General features: G+C 58.4%; 20 protein-coding genes. 13 read left to right on the top strand and 7 right to left on the bottom strand.

What is annotated here, in order from left to right:
* Positions 1-13: 13 nt before the first annotated feature.
* Entirely contained in the window at positions 14-820 is an 807-nt protein-coding gene (locus AUC45_RS03235) for an outer membrane protein assembly factor BamD (RefSeq protein WP_067598035.1), read from the top strand.
* Positions 821-827: 7 nt separating this feature from the next.
* Here the strand turns inward: AUC45_RS03235 and AUC45_RS03230 are convergent, their stop codons facing one another.
* Both AUC45_RS03230 and AUC45_RS03225 read right to left on the bottom strand, forming a co-directional pair.
* Complete coding sequence (locus AUC45_RS03230; protein WP_067598032.1) at positions 828-1,265, bottom strand: DUF1499 domain-containing protein; 438 nt, start codon at positions 1,263-1,265, stop codon at positions 828-830.
* 92 nt (positions 1,266-1,357) lie between these two features.
* On the bottom strand, positions 1,358-2,905 hold the full coding sequence (locus tag AUC45_RS03225; protein WP_197409495.1) for an EF-hand domain-containing protein: 1,548 nt from the start codon (positions 2,903-2,905) through the stop codon (positions 1,358-1,360).
* Between the two features lie 242 nt (positions 2,906-3,147).
* Here AUC45_RS03225 and recN point away from each other — a divergent pair, with 242 nt between their 5' ends.
* The 7 genes from recN (at position 3,148) to AUC45_RS03195 (ending at position 9,717) form a co-directional block, all read left to right on the top strand.
* Positions 3,148-4,815 (top strand): DNA repair protein RecN, encoded by a 1,668-nt coding sequence (gene recN / locus AUC45_RS03220; protein WP_067598027.1) that lies wholly within the window; start codon positions 3,148-3,150, stop codon positions 4,813-4,815.
* Positions 4,815-5,324: a hypothetical protein gene (locus AUC45_RS03215; protein ID WP_156423721.1), complete on the top strand. Its 510-nt coding sequence runs from the start codon at positions 4,815-4,817 to the stop codon at positions 5,322-5,324. Before recN ends, AUC45_RS03215 begins: the two co-directional genes overlap by 1 nt.
* Positions 5,321-7,384: an NAD-dependent DNA ligase LigA gene (ligA, locus tag AUC45_RS03210; RefSeq protein ID WP_067598021.1), complete on the top strand. Its 2,064-nt coding sequence runs from the start codon at positions 5,321-5,323 to the stop codon at positions 7,382-7,384. The genes AUC45_RS03215 and ligA overlap by 4 nt, the downstream gene beginning before the upstream one ends.
* A gap of 11 nt (positions 7,385-7,395) precedes the next feature.
* Positions 7,396-7,536: a hypothetical protein gene (locus AUC45_RS15830; RefSeq protein ID WP_197409494.1), complete on the top strand. Its 141-nt coding sequence runs from the start codon at positions 7,396-7,398 to the stop codon at positions 7,534-7,536.
* The gene (locus tag AUC45_RS03205) at positions 7,537-8,031 is read left to right on the top strand and encodes a CinA family protein (RefSeq protein WP_067598018.1); all 495 of its coding nucleotides are present in this window, start codon (positions 7,537-7,539) and stop codon (positions 8,029-8,031) included.
* Positions 8,032-8,132: 101 nt separating this feature from the next.
* Complete coding sequence (locus AUC45_RS03200) at positions 8,133-8,483, top strand: YciI family protein (protein WP_067598009.1); 351 nt, start codon at positions 8,133-8,135, stop codon at positions 8,481-8,483.
* 1 nt (position 8,484) lies between these two features.
* A complete protein-coding gene (locus AUC45_RS03195; RefSeq protein WP_067598006.1) occupies positions 8,485-9,717 on the top strand; it encodes an RNA polymerase sigma factor in 1,233 nt (410 codons plus the stop codon).
* A 14-nt stretch (positions 9,718-9,731) separates the two neighbouring features.
* On the opposite strand, the gene AUC45_RS03190 is transcribed toward AUC45_RS03195, so the two are convergent.
* The 5 genes from AUC45_RS03190 to AUC45_RS03170 are packed head-to-tail and all read right to left on the bottom strand — an operon-like array spanning position 9,732 to position 13,707.
* Positions 9,732-10,403, bottom strand: a complete 672-nt coding sequence (locus tag AUC45_RS03190; RefSeq protein WP_067598003.1) for an SDR family oxidoreductase — start codon at positions 10,401-10,403, stop codon at positions 9,732-9,734.
* A 54-nt stretch (positions 10,404-10,457) separates the two neighbouring features.
* A complete protein-coding gene (locus AUC45_RS03185) occupies positions 10,458-11,171 on the bottom strand; it encodes a DUF2459 domain-containing protein (RefSeq protein WP_067598000.1) in 714 nt (237 codons plus the stop codon).
* Positions 11,164-12,075 carry a 50S ribosomal protein L11 methyltransferase gene (locus tag AUC45_RS03180; protein WP_067597998.1) on the bottom strand — a complete coding sequence of 304 codons (912 nt, stop codon included), beginning with the start codon at positions 12,073-12,075 and terminating at the stop codon, positions 11,164-11,166. Before AUC45_RS03180 ends, AUC45_RS03185 begins: the two co-directional genes overlap by 8 nt.
* A complete protein-coding gene (gene bla / locus AUC45_RS03175) occupies positions 12,072-13,004 on the bottom strand; it encodes a subclass B3 metallo-beta-lactamase (RefSeq protein WP_067597995.1) in 933 nt (310 codons plus the stop codon). The genes AUC45_RS03180 and bla overlap by 4 nt, the downstream gene beginning before the upstream one ends.
* Complete coding sequence (locus AUC45_RS03170) at positions 12,982-13,707, bottom strand: SDR family NAD(P)-dependent oxidoreductase (protein ID WP_067597993.1); 726 nt, start codon at positions 13,705-13,707, stop codon at positions 12,982-12,984. Before AUC45_RS03170 ends, bla begins: the two co-directional genes overlap by 23 nt.
* A 141-nt stretch (positions 13,708-13,848) precedes the next feature.
* Between AUC45_RS03170 and sdhC the strand changes: the two genes are divergently transcribed.
* The 5 genes from sdhC (at position 13,849) to AUC45_RS03145 (ending at position 18,149) form a co-directional block, all read left to right on the top strand.
* Complete coding sequence (sdhC, locus tag AUC45_RS03165; protein WP_067597990.1) at positions 13,849-14,229, top strand: succinate dehydrogenase, cytochrome b556 subunit; 381 nt, start codon at positions 13,849-13,851, stop codon at positions 14,227-14,229.
* Positions 14,230-14,243: 14 nt separating this feature from the next.
* Positions 14,244-14,630, top strand: coding sequence for a succinate dehydrogenase, hydrophobic membrane anchor protein (gene sdhD, locus AUC45_RS03160; RefSeq protein ID WP_067597987.1), 387 nt, complete (start codon positions 14,244-14,246; stop codon positions 14,628-14,630).
* A gap of 38 nt (positions 14,631-14,668) precedes the next feature.
* Complete coding sequence (sdhA, locus tag AUC45_RS03155; RefSeq protein ID WP_156423747.1) at positions 14,669-16,486, top strand: succinate dehydrogenase flavoprotein subunit; 1,818 nt, start codon at positions 14,669-14,671, stop codon at positions 16,484-16,486.
* Between the two features lie 73 nt (positions 16,487-16,559).
* Positions 16,560-17,399, top strand: a complete 840-nt coding sequence (locus tag AUC45_RS03150; RefSeq protein ID WP_067597981.1) for a hypothetical protein — start codon at positions 16,560-16,562, stop codon at positions 17,397-17,399.
* A gap of 51 nt (positions 17,400-17,450) precedes the next feature.
* Positions 17,451-18,149 carry a hypothetical protein gene (locus AUC45_RS03145; RefSeq protein WP_067597978.1) on the top strand — a complete coding sequence of 233 codons (699 nt, stop codon included), beginning with the start codon at positions 17,451-17,453 and terminating at the stop codon, positions 18,147-18,149.
* Positions 18,150-18,151 lie beyond the last annotated feature (2 nt).

The raw sequence follows: 18,151 nt of genomic DNA, 5'->3' as shown, positions 1-18,151 counted from the left end.
TATACGGCGGGCCATGATCGTATTCTCGCGTAAATCCGCCACCCGCCTTGTCGCCCGTTCAGCCGTTCTGGGCGCGGCCATCGCCACTCTTGCTGCTTGCGGAGGGTCTTCGGCGAATGAAGATGTCGCCTATGTCGCGCGCGATGTGGAATCGCTTTACGGTGAGGCGCAGCGACGCTTGGACAGCGGGAACACTCTGGTGGCAGCGGCGCTGTTTGACGAGGTGGAGCGCCAGCATCCCTATTCACCGTGGGCCCGGCGCGCGCAGTTGATGAGCGCATTCAGCTATTACATTGCGAGGGATTACAACAAGTCGATCCAGAATGCGCAGCGCTTCTTGTCGATCCACCCGGGCAACAAGGATGCGCCCTATGCGTATTACCTGATCGCGCTGTCGTATTACGAGCAGATCTCGGATGTGAACCGCGACCAGAAGATTACCGAGCAGGCGAGGACGGCCTTGCGCGAGGTGAACCGACGCTTTCCTCAGTCCGAATACGCGGCTGATGCGCGCTTGAAACTGGACCTTGTGGCCGATCACCTAGCGGGCAAGGAAATGGAGATAGGGCGGCACTACCAGCGTTCAGGCCAGTGGCTCGCTGCCGCGATCCGTTTCCGCAATGTGGTCGATGATTTTGATACGACGAGCCACACGCCCGAGGCGCTTTATCGTCTTGCCGAAAGCAATCTGGCGCTTGGCATTCCTGAAGAGGCGGTGAAGTACGCAGCTGTTCTGGGTGCGAATTATCCGGGCAGCGAGTGGTACGAAAAGGCTTATGAGCTGGTCGAAGATCACGCGAGCGGTGTCACCGCGAGCTAAGCCCGCACTACTCCGCCAACCTTTCCCGCAATTCCGCGACGCGTTTTGCGTTGGCTCCTGCGTCTGAGTATCCCACTCGCGATGCCGAGCGCACATGCACCGCCTCATTGGCCTTGCGCAGCTCCAGATCATCGACAAAGCCGAATGTCGCTGAGGTAAATTCGGCGGCGATGTAGTCTTCGCCTTGCGTGGTGACGCGGCCGCCCATCGCTTCGACTATGCCGGGAAGGGCGTCCCAGGCATCGATCGGCAAGACATCAACTTGCTTGTCGCTCACGGTCCCCGGCTCGCTGGAGACGCAATTGGGCGAATCCGGACACGGCGCGAGCGTTCCATTCACCATGCCAGGGGCAGTGCCGCTCTTCGATTTTTGCCCGAGATAGGCAAAGCCTCCAAGGCCGATAAGCGCCAAAACGAAGACTATTATCAGAATTGTTTTCAGCACTTTTGTCGCAGCCTCCGAAGTTGGATGGCGTCATAGTCGTAAAGTGTGCGGCCGTGCAATCGGCTATGCGTTCGGCAGTCTTTGACCGTGGATCAGCGCTTCAAAGATCCGCGTTCGATATCAACCGCTGAGGGGATGCTTACGCTCCCTTTTTCCCGGCAGAGCCGTTCCCAATTGGCTTTGGCACCATCTTCCTCGCTCAAGACGCAGCTATGTCCCAATCGTCCGTCAGGCGTGGGGATGCCTTCTGGCTTTACAAATGCGGTCGAAAGCGCGCCGCCCATCCCAGCAGGCCAACGTGCAATGGGCTTTAACAAGGTGAATTTACGACTGTGGAAAGCCTCGCCTTCGAACTTCAGATGTCCTGATGCGACCAGATTTGAAAGGCCAAACTTGTTGGGAAGAACCTCGTATTCACCTACGGGCTCTGCCGCTATCACAGTGCTTTCGTCAATGATGGCGAGACCGCCCGGGTGGAAGTGTATGGCATCCTCCCAGATGACCGGGTCAAACCCCTCTAACGGTTCGGGCTTTTCCTTGCGGCTAAAGCGCGAAAACTTAATCGAAGGAAGGGACAGCGTGCCAATCGGGTTTTCCCGTTTAATCACGTCTGGCTCGCGACCAAAAAGTGCCACCATCGCTTGCTGGGGGACGCCAGCATCGATTTCTCGCTGGTCCGCAAAATCGGGAATGCAGTCGCGATTGGCAATGCGGACCTTGTTCTTTTGTAAGCCGATGATGCCCACTGCGGATGTCGAATGCGGGGTGCGGCTGTCGCGGCGATGGACGCTTTTGAAAGACGCGGCGATGACACGTTCCACCCGATCGGTCGCGCCTTTAAAGCGCCATATGACAGAATCATAGCTCGTGAACACGAGGTAGAGCGGCTCTTTGCCAGCCTCAATTGTCATATCGACGATGCTGGTTTCGATATCCGGGCTTCCGACAAATACGTTTGAGATGGTTTGCCCGCCATAGGGGGCGTAAGCGATAAATCTGGCACCTGCGGACGGCGGCCTAAAAAAGCACCCAGCTTCGCGGCGCTTACGCACTTCTTCAGCAAGGCGCCGTTCCTCCTGAATAGCGAGCGCTTCCTCGCGTGACAGCGTGCCGTTTCCATCGCTGTCAAAATAGTCGAAAGCAGCCTCCGCCAAACCCTTCAATTCTGCCGGTGTAATCCGCCCATCACCGTTTGGATCAAGCGCCAGCAGATCCGCACCACCAGTGCTGCGCCGGCGACCATAGGATGGAGTTGTGTAAGTCAGCGCCTCTTCGAGTGTAGCCGTGCCATCGTTATCCTGATCGTACTGGTCAATGAACCGATCGGCGACGCGAGCAGCGACTTCTTTCTCTCCGGGAGTGAACTTGAGAATTTCGGCCCGGTCCACTTTCAGATCGCCGTTAAAATCCATCCGAAGAAATTGCTGTGCAAGCCGGGCGCGTTCGTTCGCCTTTGCCACCGCTTCTTGTTGCTCAACATCGGCCTTTGTCAAACCGTCGCCGTCCTTATCCATCGATCTCAAAGGACGCAGAGCGTTGGCAATGTATTCCTCGAGGTGCACATTATTGCGCATTTGATCGAGCAAGACTTCGCTTACAGGCGTGGTGAAACCATCTTGAGCGAGCGTGGCACTGCTCATCGCCGTGCACCCAAGGGTTGCGGCAACGCACAAACTGGAAAATCGAATTTGGTGCGGTGTTTCCATATCAGACTTAACTACCCCCGCGCGCTCGCAAATCGGTTCAAAGATGTGTTTGCCCAGCGGTTTAGCCGGTTCGAGTTAAAGCATCTTGAAACCGGGAAGCGCGTCCGAAAATGGCTGTGCCTAAAGGGCGGCTTGATGCGTGACCTTGCCAATCGCTTGGGCTAGGTAGGGCCGCAATGCTTACCCGGCTTTCGATCCGCAATATCGTCCTTATTGAAGCGCTTGATCTCGATTTTGCGCGCGGGCTGGGCGTGCTTACGGGCGAGACGGGGGCGGGGAAATCGATCCTGCTTGATGCGCTGGGGCTGGTGCTTGGAGACAGGGCGGAAACATCGCTGGTGCGTAGCGGTGAGGAAAAGGCTAGCGTCACCGCCAGTTTCGAATTTGAGACCATGCCCACGCTGATCGCAGAAACCTTCGATGAGGCGGAGATTGAGTGCGAGCCGGGCGAACCGCTAATGATCCGGCGTCAGGTGAAGGCTGATGGCGGCTCAAAGGCGTTTATCAACGATCAGCCGACAAGCGCGCGCACTTTGCGCGATATAGCGCCGGCCTTGGTGGAACTGCACGGCCAGCACGATGATCGCGGTCTGGTAAACCCGCGCGGGCACCGGATCCTGCTGGATCGCTATGCCGGAACCGATCTCGATGCTTTGGCAAACAGCTGGCAGGCCTGGGCCAAGGCGGATGCGCAGCTTGCAGAAGCGCGGCGCGAAGTGGAGCAGGCGCAAGCGGATGAGGAGCTGCTGCGCGCTCATCTGGCCGAACTCGAAACGCTCGCTCCTGTGGTGGGCGAGGAAGCGGAATTGGCTGGAACGCGCTCCGATATGCAAAAGGGAGAGAAGCTTTCAGGCGACTTGGAGGAATTGCGCCATCTGTGGGAAGGCTCCGAAGCGCCATTGGCGACGTTACGCGTGGCTGCGCGAAAGCTTGATCGGATCGCCGAAGAGCACGAATTGCTGGCCGAAGCGCTCGCTGCACTGGACCGCGCAGTCATCGAAGCGGGCGAGGCGGAAGAGAAGTTGGAAGCTGCAGCGCAGGCCCTCCATTTTGATCCAGCGGCTCTCGATGCTGCTGAAACGCGCCTGTTCGAACTGCGTGCGCAGGCTCGAAAGCACCGCTGCGAGGTCGATGCGCTGCCTGATCTGATGCAGGAAATGCGCGGGAAACTCGATGCGATTGAGAGCGGCGGCGCGCATCTGAAGACCCTGGAAGCAGCATCCGGCAAAGCGCGCGAAGCCTATGTCGCAGCGTGCGAAAAGGTCCATAAGCAGCGCGTCAAGGCAGCTAAGACGCTCGACAAGGCGGTCGCGGCAGAGCTTGCGCCGCTCAAGCTCGATGCGGCTCGGTTCCAGACAGCGATTGAGCCTTTGCCAGAGGACAAATGGGGTTCGGCAGGGGCAGACGCGGTTGAATTCCTGATCGCGACCAATCCGGGCGCGGACTTTGCGCCGCTTGCAAAGATCGCATCGGGTGGCGAACTCTCGCGCTTTATCCTCGCGCTCAAAGTGGCGCTTGCAGAAAAAGGCGGGGCCGCGACGATCATCTTCGACGAGATTGACCGGGGCGTTGGCGGTGCGGTCGCCTCCGCCATTGGAGAGCGGCTTGCGCGGTTGGCACAAGAAGAATGGCAGCTGCTCGCCGTCACTCACAGCCCCCAAGTCGCCGCGCGCGGCTCACAACACTACCTCATTGCCAAATCGTCGAGCGGTACTGTCACCAAGACCGGCGTTGTTGAGCTTGACCAGTCCGGAAGGCAGGAAGAAATCGCACGCATGCTGTCGGGCGCGGAAATCACTTCCGAAGCCCGCGCGCAGGCGGACAGGCTGTTGGAGGACGTGTGATGGAAGTGATTGCTGCTATGTTTGCCTCGCTTGTGGCGATGGCGGTGCTTGCCGGCATTGGGCTGATGACGATTGTGGCGCTTGCGGCCATGTTGGTGCTCGGATTGCTGACCGAGATGAGCTTCAGGCGTGTCTTCTTCGTATCATTCGGCATCGGGCTGATCGCGCCGTTGCTGCTTGCCTTTGGCATTGGGGGAGCGATTGCAGACGGCTCGTTTGAACGCGATTTGCGCACCGAACTGGGCGATGTGGTTCAATTGCCCGATGATATCGGCAAAAACTGGCCTGAAAAACTCGCCGAACTCCAGGAAATCTCGCGCGAACGCGATGCTGGCAACTTGTCTGAGGAAGAAGCGAGACAGCGCGTCGAAGCGATCTTCAGCGAATTCGAGGACCTGCAGATCAGGATCGACGTGGATGGCGATGGTCAGGTGATCGGCGAGACCGACACGGGCGTCCCGCTGGAATTGCCCGAGCCGGTTGAAGCTCAAAGTGACGGAGAGAGATGAGCGGCACGAACCTCACAGAAGCTGAAGCCGCCAATGAACTCATGCGCCTTGCGCGCGAGATCGCGCGGCATGACAGGCTTTACCACGCCGAAGATTCGCCCGAAATCACCGATCCTGAATATGACGCCCTGATCCGTCGCAATCGAGAGCTCGAAGAGGCGTTTCCGCATCTGATCCGTGAGGACAGCCCTTCGCGCAAGATCGGCCATCAGATCGCCGCATCGCCGCTCTCGAAAGTCACGCACGAGGTTCGCATGATGAGCCTCGACAACGCCTTCAACCCCGAAGAAGTCGCCGAGTGGGCCGCGCGCCTCAAGCGCTTCCTCTCGCTTGCCGAAGATGCGCCGATGGCATTTACGGCGGAGGACAAGATTGATGGGTTGTCGTGCTCGCTGCGCTATGAGGCAGGAAGGCTGGTACGCGCGGCAACACGCGGCGATGGCCAGGTGGGTGAGGATGTGACGGCCAACGTTGCCCATATCGCTGACATCCCGCAAGAATTGCCAGCAGGCGTGCCCGAAGTCTTCGAAGTGCGCGGCGAGGTCTATATGGAGCGCGCAGCTTTTGCTGAGCTTAATCGCAAGGCTGAAGAAGAGGACACCAAACGCTTTGCCAATCCGCGCAACGCAGCCGCCGGATCGCTGCGGCAAAAGGATGCGAGCGTCACCGCCAAACGGCCTTTGCGGTTTTGGTCGCATGGCTGGGGCGCAGCCTCGGATGTACCAGGCGAAACACAAACCGAGGTGGTTGAGACCTTGCGCAAATGGGGCTTTCCCATCTCGCCTTTGTTCACGCGGGTCGAAAGCGTCGATGCCCTGATCGCGCATTACGAGACCATCGCGGCGGCGCGGCCCGATCTCGACTACGAGATTGACGGCGTCGTTTACAAAACGGACCGGCTCGATTGGCAGAGCCGACTTGGATCGGTCGGCAAGGCCCCGCGCTGGGCGATTGCCCACAAATTCCCGGCAGAGCGCGCCGAAACAACGCTCGAAGCCATCGATATTCAGGTCGGGCGCACGGGCAAACTGACGCCGGTGGGCAGGCTTGCTCCGGTGCTGGTGGGCGGGGTTACGGTCACCAATGTCACGTTGCACAACCGCGATGAGATCGAACGGCTGGGTGTTCGTCCCGGAGATCGTGTGGTCATCCAGCGCGCGGGCGATGTGATCCCGCAAGTCGTTGAGAATTTGACTCGCGACAAGGAACGCGATCCCTTCCACTTCCCCGATGCCTGCCCCGAATGCGGCAGCGAAGCCGTGGCGGAAGAGGGGGAGGTCGACGTTCGCTGCACGGGAGGCCTGATCTGCCCCGCACAAAGGACGCAGCGGCTCGAGCATTTCGTCAGCCGAAAAGCGCTTGATATCGAAGGGTTTGGCTCCAAAACCATAGCGCAGTTTTTTGAACTGGGCTGGCTCGAAAGCCCCGCTGATATCTACCGCCTGAAAGACCGCCGCGCCGATATCCTCGCGCTTGAGGGGTGGCAGGATAAGTCTGTAGATAACCTGTTGGCGGCTGTGGAAGAAAAGCGCGAGCCCGATGCGGCAAGGCTGCTGTTCGGCCTCGGCATCAGACACGTCGGTGAAGTGACCGCGCGCGATCTCCTAAAGCATGTACACGAATTGCCCGCGCTTCGCGATCTGGCTGAAAAAGCGCATGGAGGCGATGAAGATGCGTCCTCCGAACTCACCAGTATCGACGGCATCGGGCCAAGCGTGGTGACGGCTCTGGGCGATTTCTTCCACGAACCGCACAATGTCGCAGTGTGGGAAGACCTGCTGAGCCACGTTACCCCACCGCGATACGAAGTCGAAGTGCTCGACAGTCCAGTGGCGGGCAAAACGGTGGTCTTCACAGGAAAGCTTGAAACTATGAGCCGCGATGAAGCCAAAGCGCAGGCTGAAAGGCTTGGTGCAAAGGCCGCTGGATCGGTTAGCGCCAAAACCGATTTGCTGGTTGCGGGGCCGGGTGCAGGCTCCAAGCTGAAGAAGGCGCAGGAGCTTGGTATCGACGTGACCGATGAGGCGGGATGGGCTAGTATTGTCGCGGGGGCCGGTTGAGGAGATGAGCAATGCGGCCAGTCATATGGGGAGTTGTTATCGGCGTGGCGATCGGCGCAGCGCTGGAGATGCCAGCGATCGGTGTAGCCGTTGGGCTTGTGCTCGGCGTCGCCTACGAGGCAATTCAGAGGCGTAAACGTGCGGATGAGTGAATGAGCTTCCTGTTTGAGCTACACCCTCAGTCCCAACGCATCGCAAACCTTTTGCGCCAACGTGGCGAGAAAATCGCGGTCGCGGACGGCGCTACGGGTGGCCTGATCGCTGCAAGCTTGTTGACGATACCCGGTGCGCTTGATTTCTTCGTCGGGGGCGGGGTGGTTTATTCATTCCGCGCAAGAGACGTGCTGTTTGCGCTCCCCAAGGATGCGTACAAAGGCATGCGCGGGGCGAGTGAGGATTATGCTCTGCTCCAAGCGCGCGCGATGAGGGACAATTTCGGCGCGGATTGGGGACTTGCCGAAAGCGGATCGGTGGGCGGTTCCTCCCATCCCACAGGCGCGGCGGCCGGAACAAGCGTCGCAGCTCTTGTCGGGCCTTTGGGTGAGTTTACGCAAACGCTTGAAACCGGCAGCGATGATCGCATCGCCAATATGGAAAGCTTTACGCGCAACGCGCTCGATCTGCTTGAAACCACGCTTTCACAATAATTCTCAAAAAGATTTCGTGAGCCTGTCGAATCCCGGCGTTCCCATCCGTCTCCCTTGCGAAGCTTCGCCAAAGGGGAGAAGCTCGCGAATGGAGGTTACGGATGAAGTACACACTGATGATCCATGAAAATGAAGCCATCTACCAAGGCGATGATGGCGGAAAATTGATGGAGGAAGTTGTCGGCAAACACATGGCCTTGATTGAGGATATGGTCGCTGCGGGCGTTTATGAGGGCGGCAACCGCCTTCAGGGCGCAGACAGCGCGACGACGATCAAATACCAATCGGGCAAGGGCACCTTGCATGATGGCCCCTTCATCGAAACGCACGAAGAATTGGGCGGATATTACGTCATTGACGTTGGCGATCTTGACGCGGCGATTGAATGGGCGCGCAAGATCCCGGTTCCTGGCGATGGAGCGATTGAAATCCGCCCCAACTTCGAAATGTGACATGAGCGCAGCTGGTCTTGATGACAAGGCGGCAGCGCTCAGCGCCGCGCGGCCACGGGTGATTGCTGCCCTGGCCGCGCATTTGCGCGATATTGACCGCGCAGAAGATGCCTTTGCCGATGCGTGCGCGGCCTTTCTTGAAAGCGAGGCAGAGCCGCGATCGCTCGAGGCGTGGTTGATCACCGTTGGCAAACGCAAGGCCATTGATGCTGTGCGCCGACGCGACGCCGAAACCCGCGCTGTTGAGGCCGAAGCGAGGATCCAGCCAAAGGAGGACGATATGGGCGAGGTTATCGCATTTCCCGATCCGATCCCCGATGAGCCGCTGCGATTGATCTTCGTTTGCTGCCATCCCGCGATTGCCTTGGAAGCGCGCACTGCGCTCGCGCTCAAGGTCCTTTGCGGGCTGCCTGTCGCCGAAATCGCGCGCGTCTTCGTTACCAGCGAGCAGGCCATGTTCCAGCGCATTACCCGCGCAAAAGCGAAGATACGCGATGCGGGGATAGGGTTCGCAATCCCTGAGCGAAAGCACTGGGGAGAGCGGCTAGAGGCCGTCCTACTGACCTTGGAGCTGGCCTACACTGTTGCCTATCAGGATGCGGCGCAAGCGCGCGACACCGAGCTGGCTGGTGAGGTGGAACGGCTGGCCTTGATGCTGGCTGAGTTGTGCCCGGACGAGCCCGAAGCGCTAGGCCTTGCCGCGCTGGTGTTGCTCGCCCGTTCGCGTGAGAATGCGCGGGTTGATGGCGGTGGCGCGATGGTGCCTTTGTCAGAGCAGGACGCGCAGCTGTGGGACGGCAAGCGGATCGATCGCGCTCGCGCTTTACTCGAAGAGGCCGCTGTGATGGTAGCCACCGGGCCCTATCAGGTGATGGCGTCTATCCAGCTGACCCATGCGCGGCGCGCTTTTGAGGGGGGAGTAGACTGGGAGGCTGTCGTTAAGCTCTACGATGCGCTGGCAATCATGCGTCCCAGCGCCATGGTAGCGCTCAACCGAGCGGTTGCAATCGGGCAGCGCGATGGGGCGGCGGCGGGACTAACCGAGTGGGAGAAATTGCCTGTCGATCAGCTTGCACGATCGCGCCCCTATCATGCGGCCGAGGCAGAGCTGCGCGCGCGGCTTGGGGAGACTGACAAAGCGGCGAGGGCTTACAAGCGAGCGCTGGAATTGGACCCCGCGCCCGCTGAGAAGCTGTTTCTGGAAGCCCGTCTGGCGGCTCTTGCGAAAAGGTAGAAAGCCGCGCTGCCTCAATCGTTCGGCATAAGATAGACCTCGCGCACGGCGGCCGTTTGGGGCTGCTCTAACGCAAACATAACTGCTGCGGCGACATCTTCGGGCTGGATCTTCGTAGGCTTGGGCTCATCAAAAAACGCGGTGTCCACCATACCGGGCGCAATAACTGTCGCGCGGCCGCCCCATTCGCGCATTTCTTCGGCGAGGTTTTCGCCAAAGCCGTGCACGAAGTGCTTGGTTGCGGAATAGACCGAGCCTTTGAACGTGTCGCGGCCCGCCTTTGATCCGGTGACGACGAATTGCCCCTTGGTCTTTTTGAGATGCGGGATCGCTTCGTGCGCGGCATATAGAACGGCCAAGATATTGACGTGGATCATATCGTGCCATTCATCCGGATCGCCGCCTTCAACGCCGGGTTTCTGAGCGCCCGTTCCCGCATTGGCAAACACCGCATCGACACCGCCAAAATGATCAGCGGTTTTCTGGAGCGCGGCCTTGATTTCCTCGCGCTTGGTCACATCGCACGGCGCGGCAAGGGCGGCATCGCCGATATCTTTCGCCAACGCCTCCAGCTTGTCAGCCGATCGCGCGCACAATGCTACATTCCAACCGGCGCTCGCGGCAGCTTTTGCGGTTGCAGCGCCGATACCCGACGATGCGCCGGTGATGAGAAGTGTCTTGGCCATGGGAGGTGTCCTTTGAGAAAATGTGCGTGTTCCTTCTCAAAGGATTGAAAGCGGTCACGGTTCCACTTTGCGAACCGCATTGGGTTTCGGCACCCATTTCATCACTCCGCCCGAAAACGGGGTTAACCAGCCGGTGCGAATGCCAGCGTTGGCCAGCCTGTCGCTGGTCCACTGATTGCAAGTGGTGATAAGGGTGTAGCGTTGAGGTGACGCGTAATAGCGCCCGCGATCATAGGTGCTTGTTTCGAATGTGCGTGCTTCGCCAGCGGCAAGTGGCGGCAGATCGTCTTCGAGAGCGTTTACCAGCCGCGCATACTGCTCGCGCGATATGGTGAGTTTTCGGCGATTTTGATGCGCGCCCGGATTGGTGAGATTGATTACGCGGATCATGCCTTCGCCGCCCGTTGTCGCCACGCGCAGGGCGGTGGAAAGCCTCATATCGTAGAATGTCGGCGTGTTGATGAAGACGTCGCGCTCGCCAAAGCCGATTGCGATATGGGTGGTGACATCCCCGCTTGCCGTCTTTGAGACGCTCGGCAGGATCTCGCGCCAATCCCTGGTCGAATTGACAACCGGGACCACGATTTCGGTGTGTACGCCATTGGTTGCTATCATGATTTCAACAGGGTCGGCGGGCGCGTCCAAAAGCGGATCGCCGCGCGGTATCGACGAGCCGATCCATCCCGCAAGCCCAGCGATGGCGATGATCGCTAATATGGCGGCGAAGGTCCGGCGGACGGCCTTCCACCAGAACGATGATTTAGGCAATTTGCGCTCGCCGTCTCATCCAGAGGATTGCCCAATCCCCGCGCTGCAATCGCGCCCGAGGGCGAAATCCTGCGCGGGCGTAAGCGCGGCGCACTTGGCGTTCTTGCTCGCCTGCCAGCAGTCCTGCCAGAACTAGGCTGCCCTTGGGCGCCACAGCCGCTGCAAAATCGGGCGCCAGATCGACCAATGGCCCAGCAAGAATGTTGGCGATCAAGAGATCATACGGTCCGCGCAGGGACAGCAGCGGATCGTGCATGCCATCGGCGATCACCATGGTGAGAGCGCCCGAACCAGCTCCCACCGCGATGCTATTCATCGCCGCGTTGTCCAGCACAACATCGGCGCACACCGGATCAATATCCGATGCCGTAGCCCGTGCTCGCGGCCATAATTGCATCGCGGCAAAGGCAAGAAGCCCGGTGCCGGTCCCGATATCGGCAATGCGCCGGGCAACGAGCCCTGAGCGTTTGACGACTTCGAGCATTTCAAGACACCCGGCGGTCGTCTCATGCTGACCAGTTCCAAAGGCCTGAGCTGCTGGAATGGTAAAGTTGATGGCATTGGGATCGGGCTCGAAATCAGGCGTGTGGACGTAGAATTTGCCTGCGCGAATGGGCTGCACACCTTGCTGGCTCAGTGCCAGCCAATCCTGCTCCTTGAGCTTCTGCGCTTTGATATCGGGGACTTTCCCAGCGAAAAGCGAAGCCATCGCCTTCTTTTGCGCGGCAGTCGGTTTGCGCGGGTAATACCCTTCGAGCACCCACTCTTCCGGCCTGTCCTCAGCAATCTCGCGGCCCGTGATGACGAGTTCTGGATCCCAATCCTCAATCTCGTCATGCGCGAGGAGGGCGGCCTGAACCTTTATTTTGGGCGCATGGGCAGACAGCAAATATGTTGCGCTCATTCGTCCGCCATCTCCTTTGCGAGGCGAGCGTCAAGATCGCGGTGCTTTTGCGCGGCGTACTCGGCGCAGCTAACACCGCCTTCAAAGCTGCCCGTGGCGGCGCGTTTGACCATCTGGCTGTGCGAGGGATGGGGGGTGAGCAGAATGTCGCATTCGAGTTTGCCGAGCCGATCAATGCCTGCCCGATATGCGGCAAGGTATTCGGGATGATCTGAGAATTTATAGCCATCCCGGCTGACCGGAGACATGCTGTCGGCATATACGATCGTCTTGCAATCGTCGTCCCCGTCTTTTTCGGCGCAGCTTTCCCATTGCCAGATTGTCGCGCCAGGGGTGTGGCCAGGTGCAGAAAACGATCTGACCAGCAACGATCCGGTTCCCATCGCATCTCCGTCCTTATGAACGAAATCAACACGGGCTGGGGCAAAGGGGGCATGCATCCCGTGCTGCGGATCAGTTGGGTCGCTTGCTCCACTCTCCATCACCTTTGCGCCGGCTTTGAGGGAGACTAACGATCCGCCGGTCAATTCCTGCAAATAAGCCATACCGCCAACGTGATCGAAATGTTCGTGACTGTATCCGAGAAGCAGGACGTCACCGATATCGAAGTTCAGCATTTCAATGTTGCGCTTGACAACTCGGGCGCCAGCCTCAGTTCCGCTATCGAGCAGGACATGACCTTCATCATCGGTGATAAGGATCGACGCTATACCGCAAGTTCCGACATAGTATGTGTTGCCATGCACTTTAAATGGTGGCGCTGGCTTGTCCCATTCATCCCAAGGTTCGCATTTCTCTGCCCATTTCTGTGGAGAATTGGCAGTGCTTTGTGACGCATCGGCCTGCGCAACAGCCGAGAATCCAGACAGCACTCCAAGAGCGAGAATCTGCGCAATCTTATCGTACTTATCGTACAAAACTGGCTCCATTCGCATCAATCACAGCGCCCGTCATGCTGGAAGGGGCATCGCAGGCGCAAAAGCTCGCAATAGCGGCAATCTCTTCGGGTTCAGCCACCCGGCCAAGCGGAATATCGGCAAGCAAATCCGCGCCGCCACGACTTTCGAGATAATCGCCTGCCATCGCCGTATCGGTAAAGCCCGGTGTGATCGCAAAGCTCAAAATGCCCTCGCTCGCATAGGCGCGCGCTATTGTTTTGTGCATCGCTACCATCCCGCCTTTGGCTGCGGCATAGTGCCAGTGATCGGGCGAATCCCCGCGATAGGCGGCGCGGCTTGCCACGTGCACTAGCCGTCCGCGAACGCCGTCCGCATCGCGCTCGCGCTTCTGCCAATGTTTGACGGCAAATCGCGACAATTGCGCGGCTGCCGTCAAGTTGATTCGCAGCGTGTCCTCCCACGCATCCAGCCATTCTATGTCTGAATTCGCCATTGGGTTTGCAGCGAAAAGCCCAGCATTGTTGATGACAGCTGTGATTTCGCCATCGCCCAGCGCCAACGCCTCTTCCCACAGGGATTGCGCGGCAAATGTGTCATTGAAATCGGCAGCCAGTTCATCCGCACCATCGCCGCGCGTGCTGTGGCCGACCACTTGAAGGCCTCGCGTTTCCAGCGCTTCCCTTATCGCAGCGCCGATCCCGCGACTTGATCCGGTGACTAAAATGGCGCTCATGGCAGTCCTCTATCCCCAATTTTGCAAGCTGTTATCTCAATCTTTGCAAGAGAGCCATGGCCTCTCCGCTTGCCTCTATCGCACGGTCCGCTAAGTGAGAGAGCAACAAAAGGTACATATTCGAAGGTTTTTGGGATCAATATGAGTAACAGACCGCTTTCGCCTCACTTGCAGATTTGGCGCTGGGGACCGCATATGCTGGTGTCTATCCTCCACCGGGCAACCGGTGATGGCATGGCACTTGTCGGCCTTGCGCTGCTGGTTTGGTGGCTGGGCGCGATTGCTGCGGGTCAGGCTCAGTACGATCTCTTCTATGGCCTGATGACGACGCCGATCGGATATATCGTGATGGTGGGCCTCACCTGGGCGTTTTTCACGCATTTGATGAGCGGCCTTCGCCACTTCGTGCTCGATATTGGCGCAGGTTATGAGCTTAACACGAACAAGATGTGGTCAATCGCATCGCCGCTGATCGCCATTGCCCTGACCGTCGCGGTCTGGGCGTATGTGCTTCTGCGCTAAGGGATTTGGGGACTATGGGTAACGGAACCTCTATCGGCCGCGTGCGCGGCTTGGGATCGGCGCATGAAGGCGCGCATCACTGGTTGATCCAGCGCTTTACTGCGATTGGCAATCTCGTGCTGATGAGCTGGCTTGCGGTCAGCTTTCTTGCGATGGGCGATCTGAATTACGATGCCGTGTCAGCCTGGCTTCGAAAGCCGATTTCGGCCGTGCCGATGATGCTGCTTGTGATCAGCCTATTCTGGCACGCGCGGCTTGGCCTTCAGGTTCTCATCGAAGATTATGTTCAAAATTCAGGCACCAAATTTGGGCTGCTTTCAGCTCTCAATCTGGCAGCCTTTGGCGGCGGCGCATTTGCTTTGTTCAGCGTCGCGAGCCTCGCATTCGGAGTTCAAGCATAATGGCGACAGCAGCCGCAAACGATGCAACTGGCCCTGATCTGAAGGGTTCGTACAAGATCATCGATCATACCTATGACGTCGTCGTGGTGGGCGCAGGCGGATCAGGCCTCCGCGCGACGATGGGCGCGGCCGAAGCGGGCCTTCGCACCGCGAACATATCCAAGGTTTTCCCCACGCGTAGTCATACAGTCGCAGCGCAAGGCGGGATTGCGGCATCACTTGGTAACAACACGCCTGATCACTGGACCTGGCACATGTATGACACCGTAAAGGGGTCAGACTGGCTGGGCGATCAGGACGCGATTGAATATCTTGCACGCGAAGCTCCGCAGGCGGTTTACGAGCTGGAGCATGCTGGCGTTCCATTCTCGCGCAATGAAGATGGCACGATCTATCAGCGTCCCTTTGGCGGGCACATGCAGAACATGGGAGCAGGACCGCCAGTGCAGCGCACCTGCGCGGCGGCTGACCGAACGGGGCACGCAATGCTCCACGCGCTCTATCAGCAGAGCCTTAAATACGATGCGGATTTCTTCATCGAATATTTCGCGCTCGATCTGATTATGGCCGATGTTGATGGCGTCCGTCAGTGCGTCGGCGTGATGGCGATGTGCCTTGATGATGGCACCATCCACCGCTTCCGCGCGCAATCTGTGGTGCTGGCAACGGGCGGTTATGGCCGGTGCTATTACACCGCGACATCCGCGCACACCTGTACGGGCGATGGCGGCGGTATGGTGCTGCGCGCTGGTCTGCCTTTGCAGGATATGGAGTTTGTCCAGTTCCACCCCACCGGCATTTATGGTGCAGGCGTCCTCATCACCGAAGGCGCACGGGGCGAGGGCGGATACCTCACCAATTCCGAAGGCGAGCGCTTTATGGAGCGCTATGCCCCTAGCGCAAAGGACCTCGCATCGCGCGATGTTGTCAGTCGCTCAATGGCACTCGAAATGCGCGAAGGGCGCGGCGTGGGTGAGGATGGCGATCATATTCACCTTCACCTCGACCACATCGATCCCAAAGTCCTCGCAGAGCGTCTGCCGGGTATCACCGAAAGCGGCAAGATTTTCGCAGGCGTTGATCTGACGCGTGAAGCTCTGCCAGTGACCCCAACGGTCCATTACAATATGGGCGGCATTCAGTGTAATTATCACGGGCAGGTTGTGACTATCGGCCCCGATGGCGATCCTGATGCGGTTGTACCCGGTCTTTATGCTGTGGGTGAAGCAGCCTGTGTGTCGGTCCATGGCGCAAACCGTCTGGGCTCTAACTCACTGATTGACCTTGTCGTGTTTGGCCGCGCAACCGGCCTCCACCTCAAGGAAAAAACCGTAGCAGGCGCAAGCCAGCCCGAGTTGCCGGGCGATAGCGCAGACTTCGCTTTGAGCCGCCTCGATCACTTCCGCTACGCCGAAGGTGGATCGCCAACGGCTGAAATCCGCTCGGACATGCAAAAAGCGATGCAGAAACACTGCGCCGTGTTCCGCGATCAAAAGCTGATGGATGAAGGCGTCCAAAAGCTCGCCGAACAGAACAAGCGGATGGAAGACATCCACGTCACCGACAAGTCGCTGATCTGGAACAGCGATCTGATCGAGACGCTGGAACTCGACAACCTGATGGCGCAGGCGAATGTCACCATGGCATCAGCCGCCAACCGCAAGGAAAGCCGAGGCGCCCACGCGCACGAGGACTATCCCGATCGCGACGACAAGAACTGGATGAAGCACACCGTCGCTTGGTTCGATGGCTGGGGCGGACGCGGTTCCAACACGCGCATCGATTACCGTCCAGTGCACGAATACACGCTGACCGAAGACGCGGAATACATCGAGCCGAAAGCGCGGGTTTACTGATCTTACACACCCGGTCTTACGGGCAGGATCTTCGCTTAACCAATACGTAGTCTAGACCAGCTAGATTTTGGGCATGGCTACGTTTGCAGGCATTGCGTTACTATTAGCAGCAGCGACACCTGGTGTCGTTGAACTGCAAGCGCAGTCAGTGGTTCAGGAAGAGCCGATGAGTGAGTTGTCTCGCTCGATAAATTTCTTTGGAAACGAAGATAGCGTTGAAGAGCTGCGCCGTGTGAGCCTCGCTCACGAAAAGGCGTGTCGCGATATGGGCGCGTCGAACTGCGAAGTGGTGCGATTTACTGCGGTCCGCGGCTCCAATTCATACGATAATCCGCACGGTCATCTCGAAGTCAGATTGGCGAAGAATTCTGCCAGTCGCTTTGTTGACAAATTGATCGCCGAACGCGGCGATTTGAGCTTTGCCAAAGAGCCAAACAGGGTGCGCGGCAGCAACGGCAGACGGTCGCCTGCCGAGTTACTTGTTGCCCGCGAAAAGAATGCGGGGGCAATTTCAGCCCTTAAAGGAGTCGCCGAAAGCTCAGACAATTATGCCGCGCGCAGGGCGATAAACGAGATAAGCAGACTTGAACGGGAACTCGAATTAATCGAGCTCGAAATGACAGCCGCCGAAAAGAGCGCTGCCTTCGACACACTTTCCGTTTCGTATCGCGCCGAAGGCATGCCGCGCGGGACATTTGCCCGGGCAATTCGCGAGCTTGATGACCTTCTGGCAATGTTCGTACTGTTCTCGCTCGGCGCAATTGGACTGGCGATCTTGCTTTGCCTTTACTTCGGCGTGACCGGTTTCCTGCTCCTTAAGATGCGGCAATTCGCGATCCGGCTAGGACTCTTGCACAGCGAGGGCGATGAAGAGGCAAAGAGGCCCAGCGGCATCAAATCGACCACTGAATAATCTGAATCTGTTGGACTTTCCGCGTTTGGATTTGGAAGCTAGCTTAGCGATATGTCCGCACCAGACCCCAAAGCTATCGACTGGCGCCTCAAAGACGCCGCTCGCAAGGACTTTTCCAAGCGGGCCAATCTTGCGTTTTTGATTAAGTCCCTTGGCATTGGCATTATTGCTTTGCTCATCCCGATCATTCTCCCGCTGGTTGGTGGGTATGACGGGCATTATTCGATCAGCTATTTCTACTACGTTCCTGCGGCACGTAATTGGTTTATCGGGCTTTTGTGGTCGGTCGGGGTGTTCCTCATCCTTTACCAAGGGCTTTCCAGATGGGAGAACACGTTCCTGACAATTGCAGGTGTGTGCCTCATTTGCGTTGCGATGATCCCGACATCTGAGGATCAATATTCGGAAAGTGTCTTTTCGCTCCACGCCCTGTTTGCCGTGGCGTTTTTCGCCTGCCTTTTCGTGGTTGCGATCGTGTTCTCGAAATCACGGCTCGATTACATCTTGTGGCCGCCGCTGCGCGCGCGGTTCGCCATGGCCTATAATATGACGGGCTGCGCGATGATCATCTTGCCGCTCCTCGCATGGGCAGTGCACCTGTTTGATGACCGCCCGCGAGACCATTCGATCTTCTGGATTGAGGCGGCGGCAATCCTCGCTTTTTCGCTCTTCTGGTTTGTGAAGACTTGGGAATACAAGCGTCTCCTGGGCCTTAGCGTGGGCGCCATCATCGGGCTTGTGAAAGGCTGAGG

Source organism: Erythrobacter sp. YT30, assembly GCF_001542875.1.
GTDB lineage: Bacteria > Pseudomonadota > Alphaproteobacteria > Sphingomonadales > Sphingomonadaceae > Erythrobacter.
Note: the sequence above shows the minus strand (reverse complement) of the source record. Positions and strands in the feature narration are given on the sequence as shown.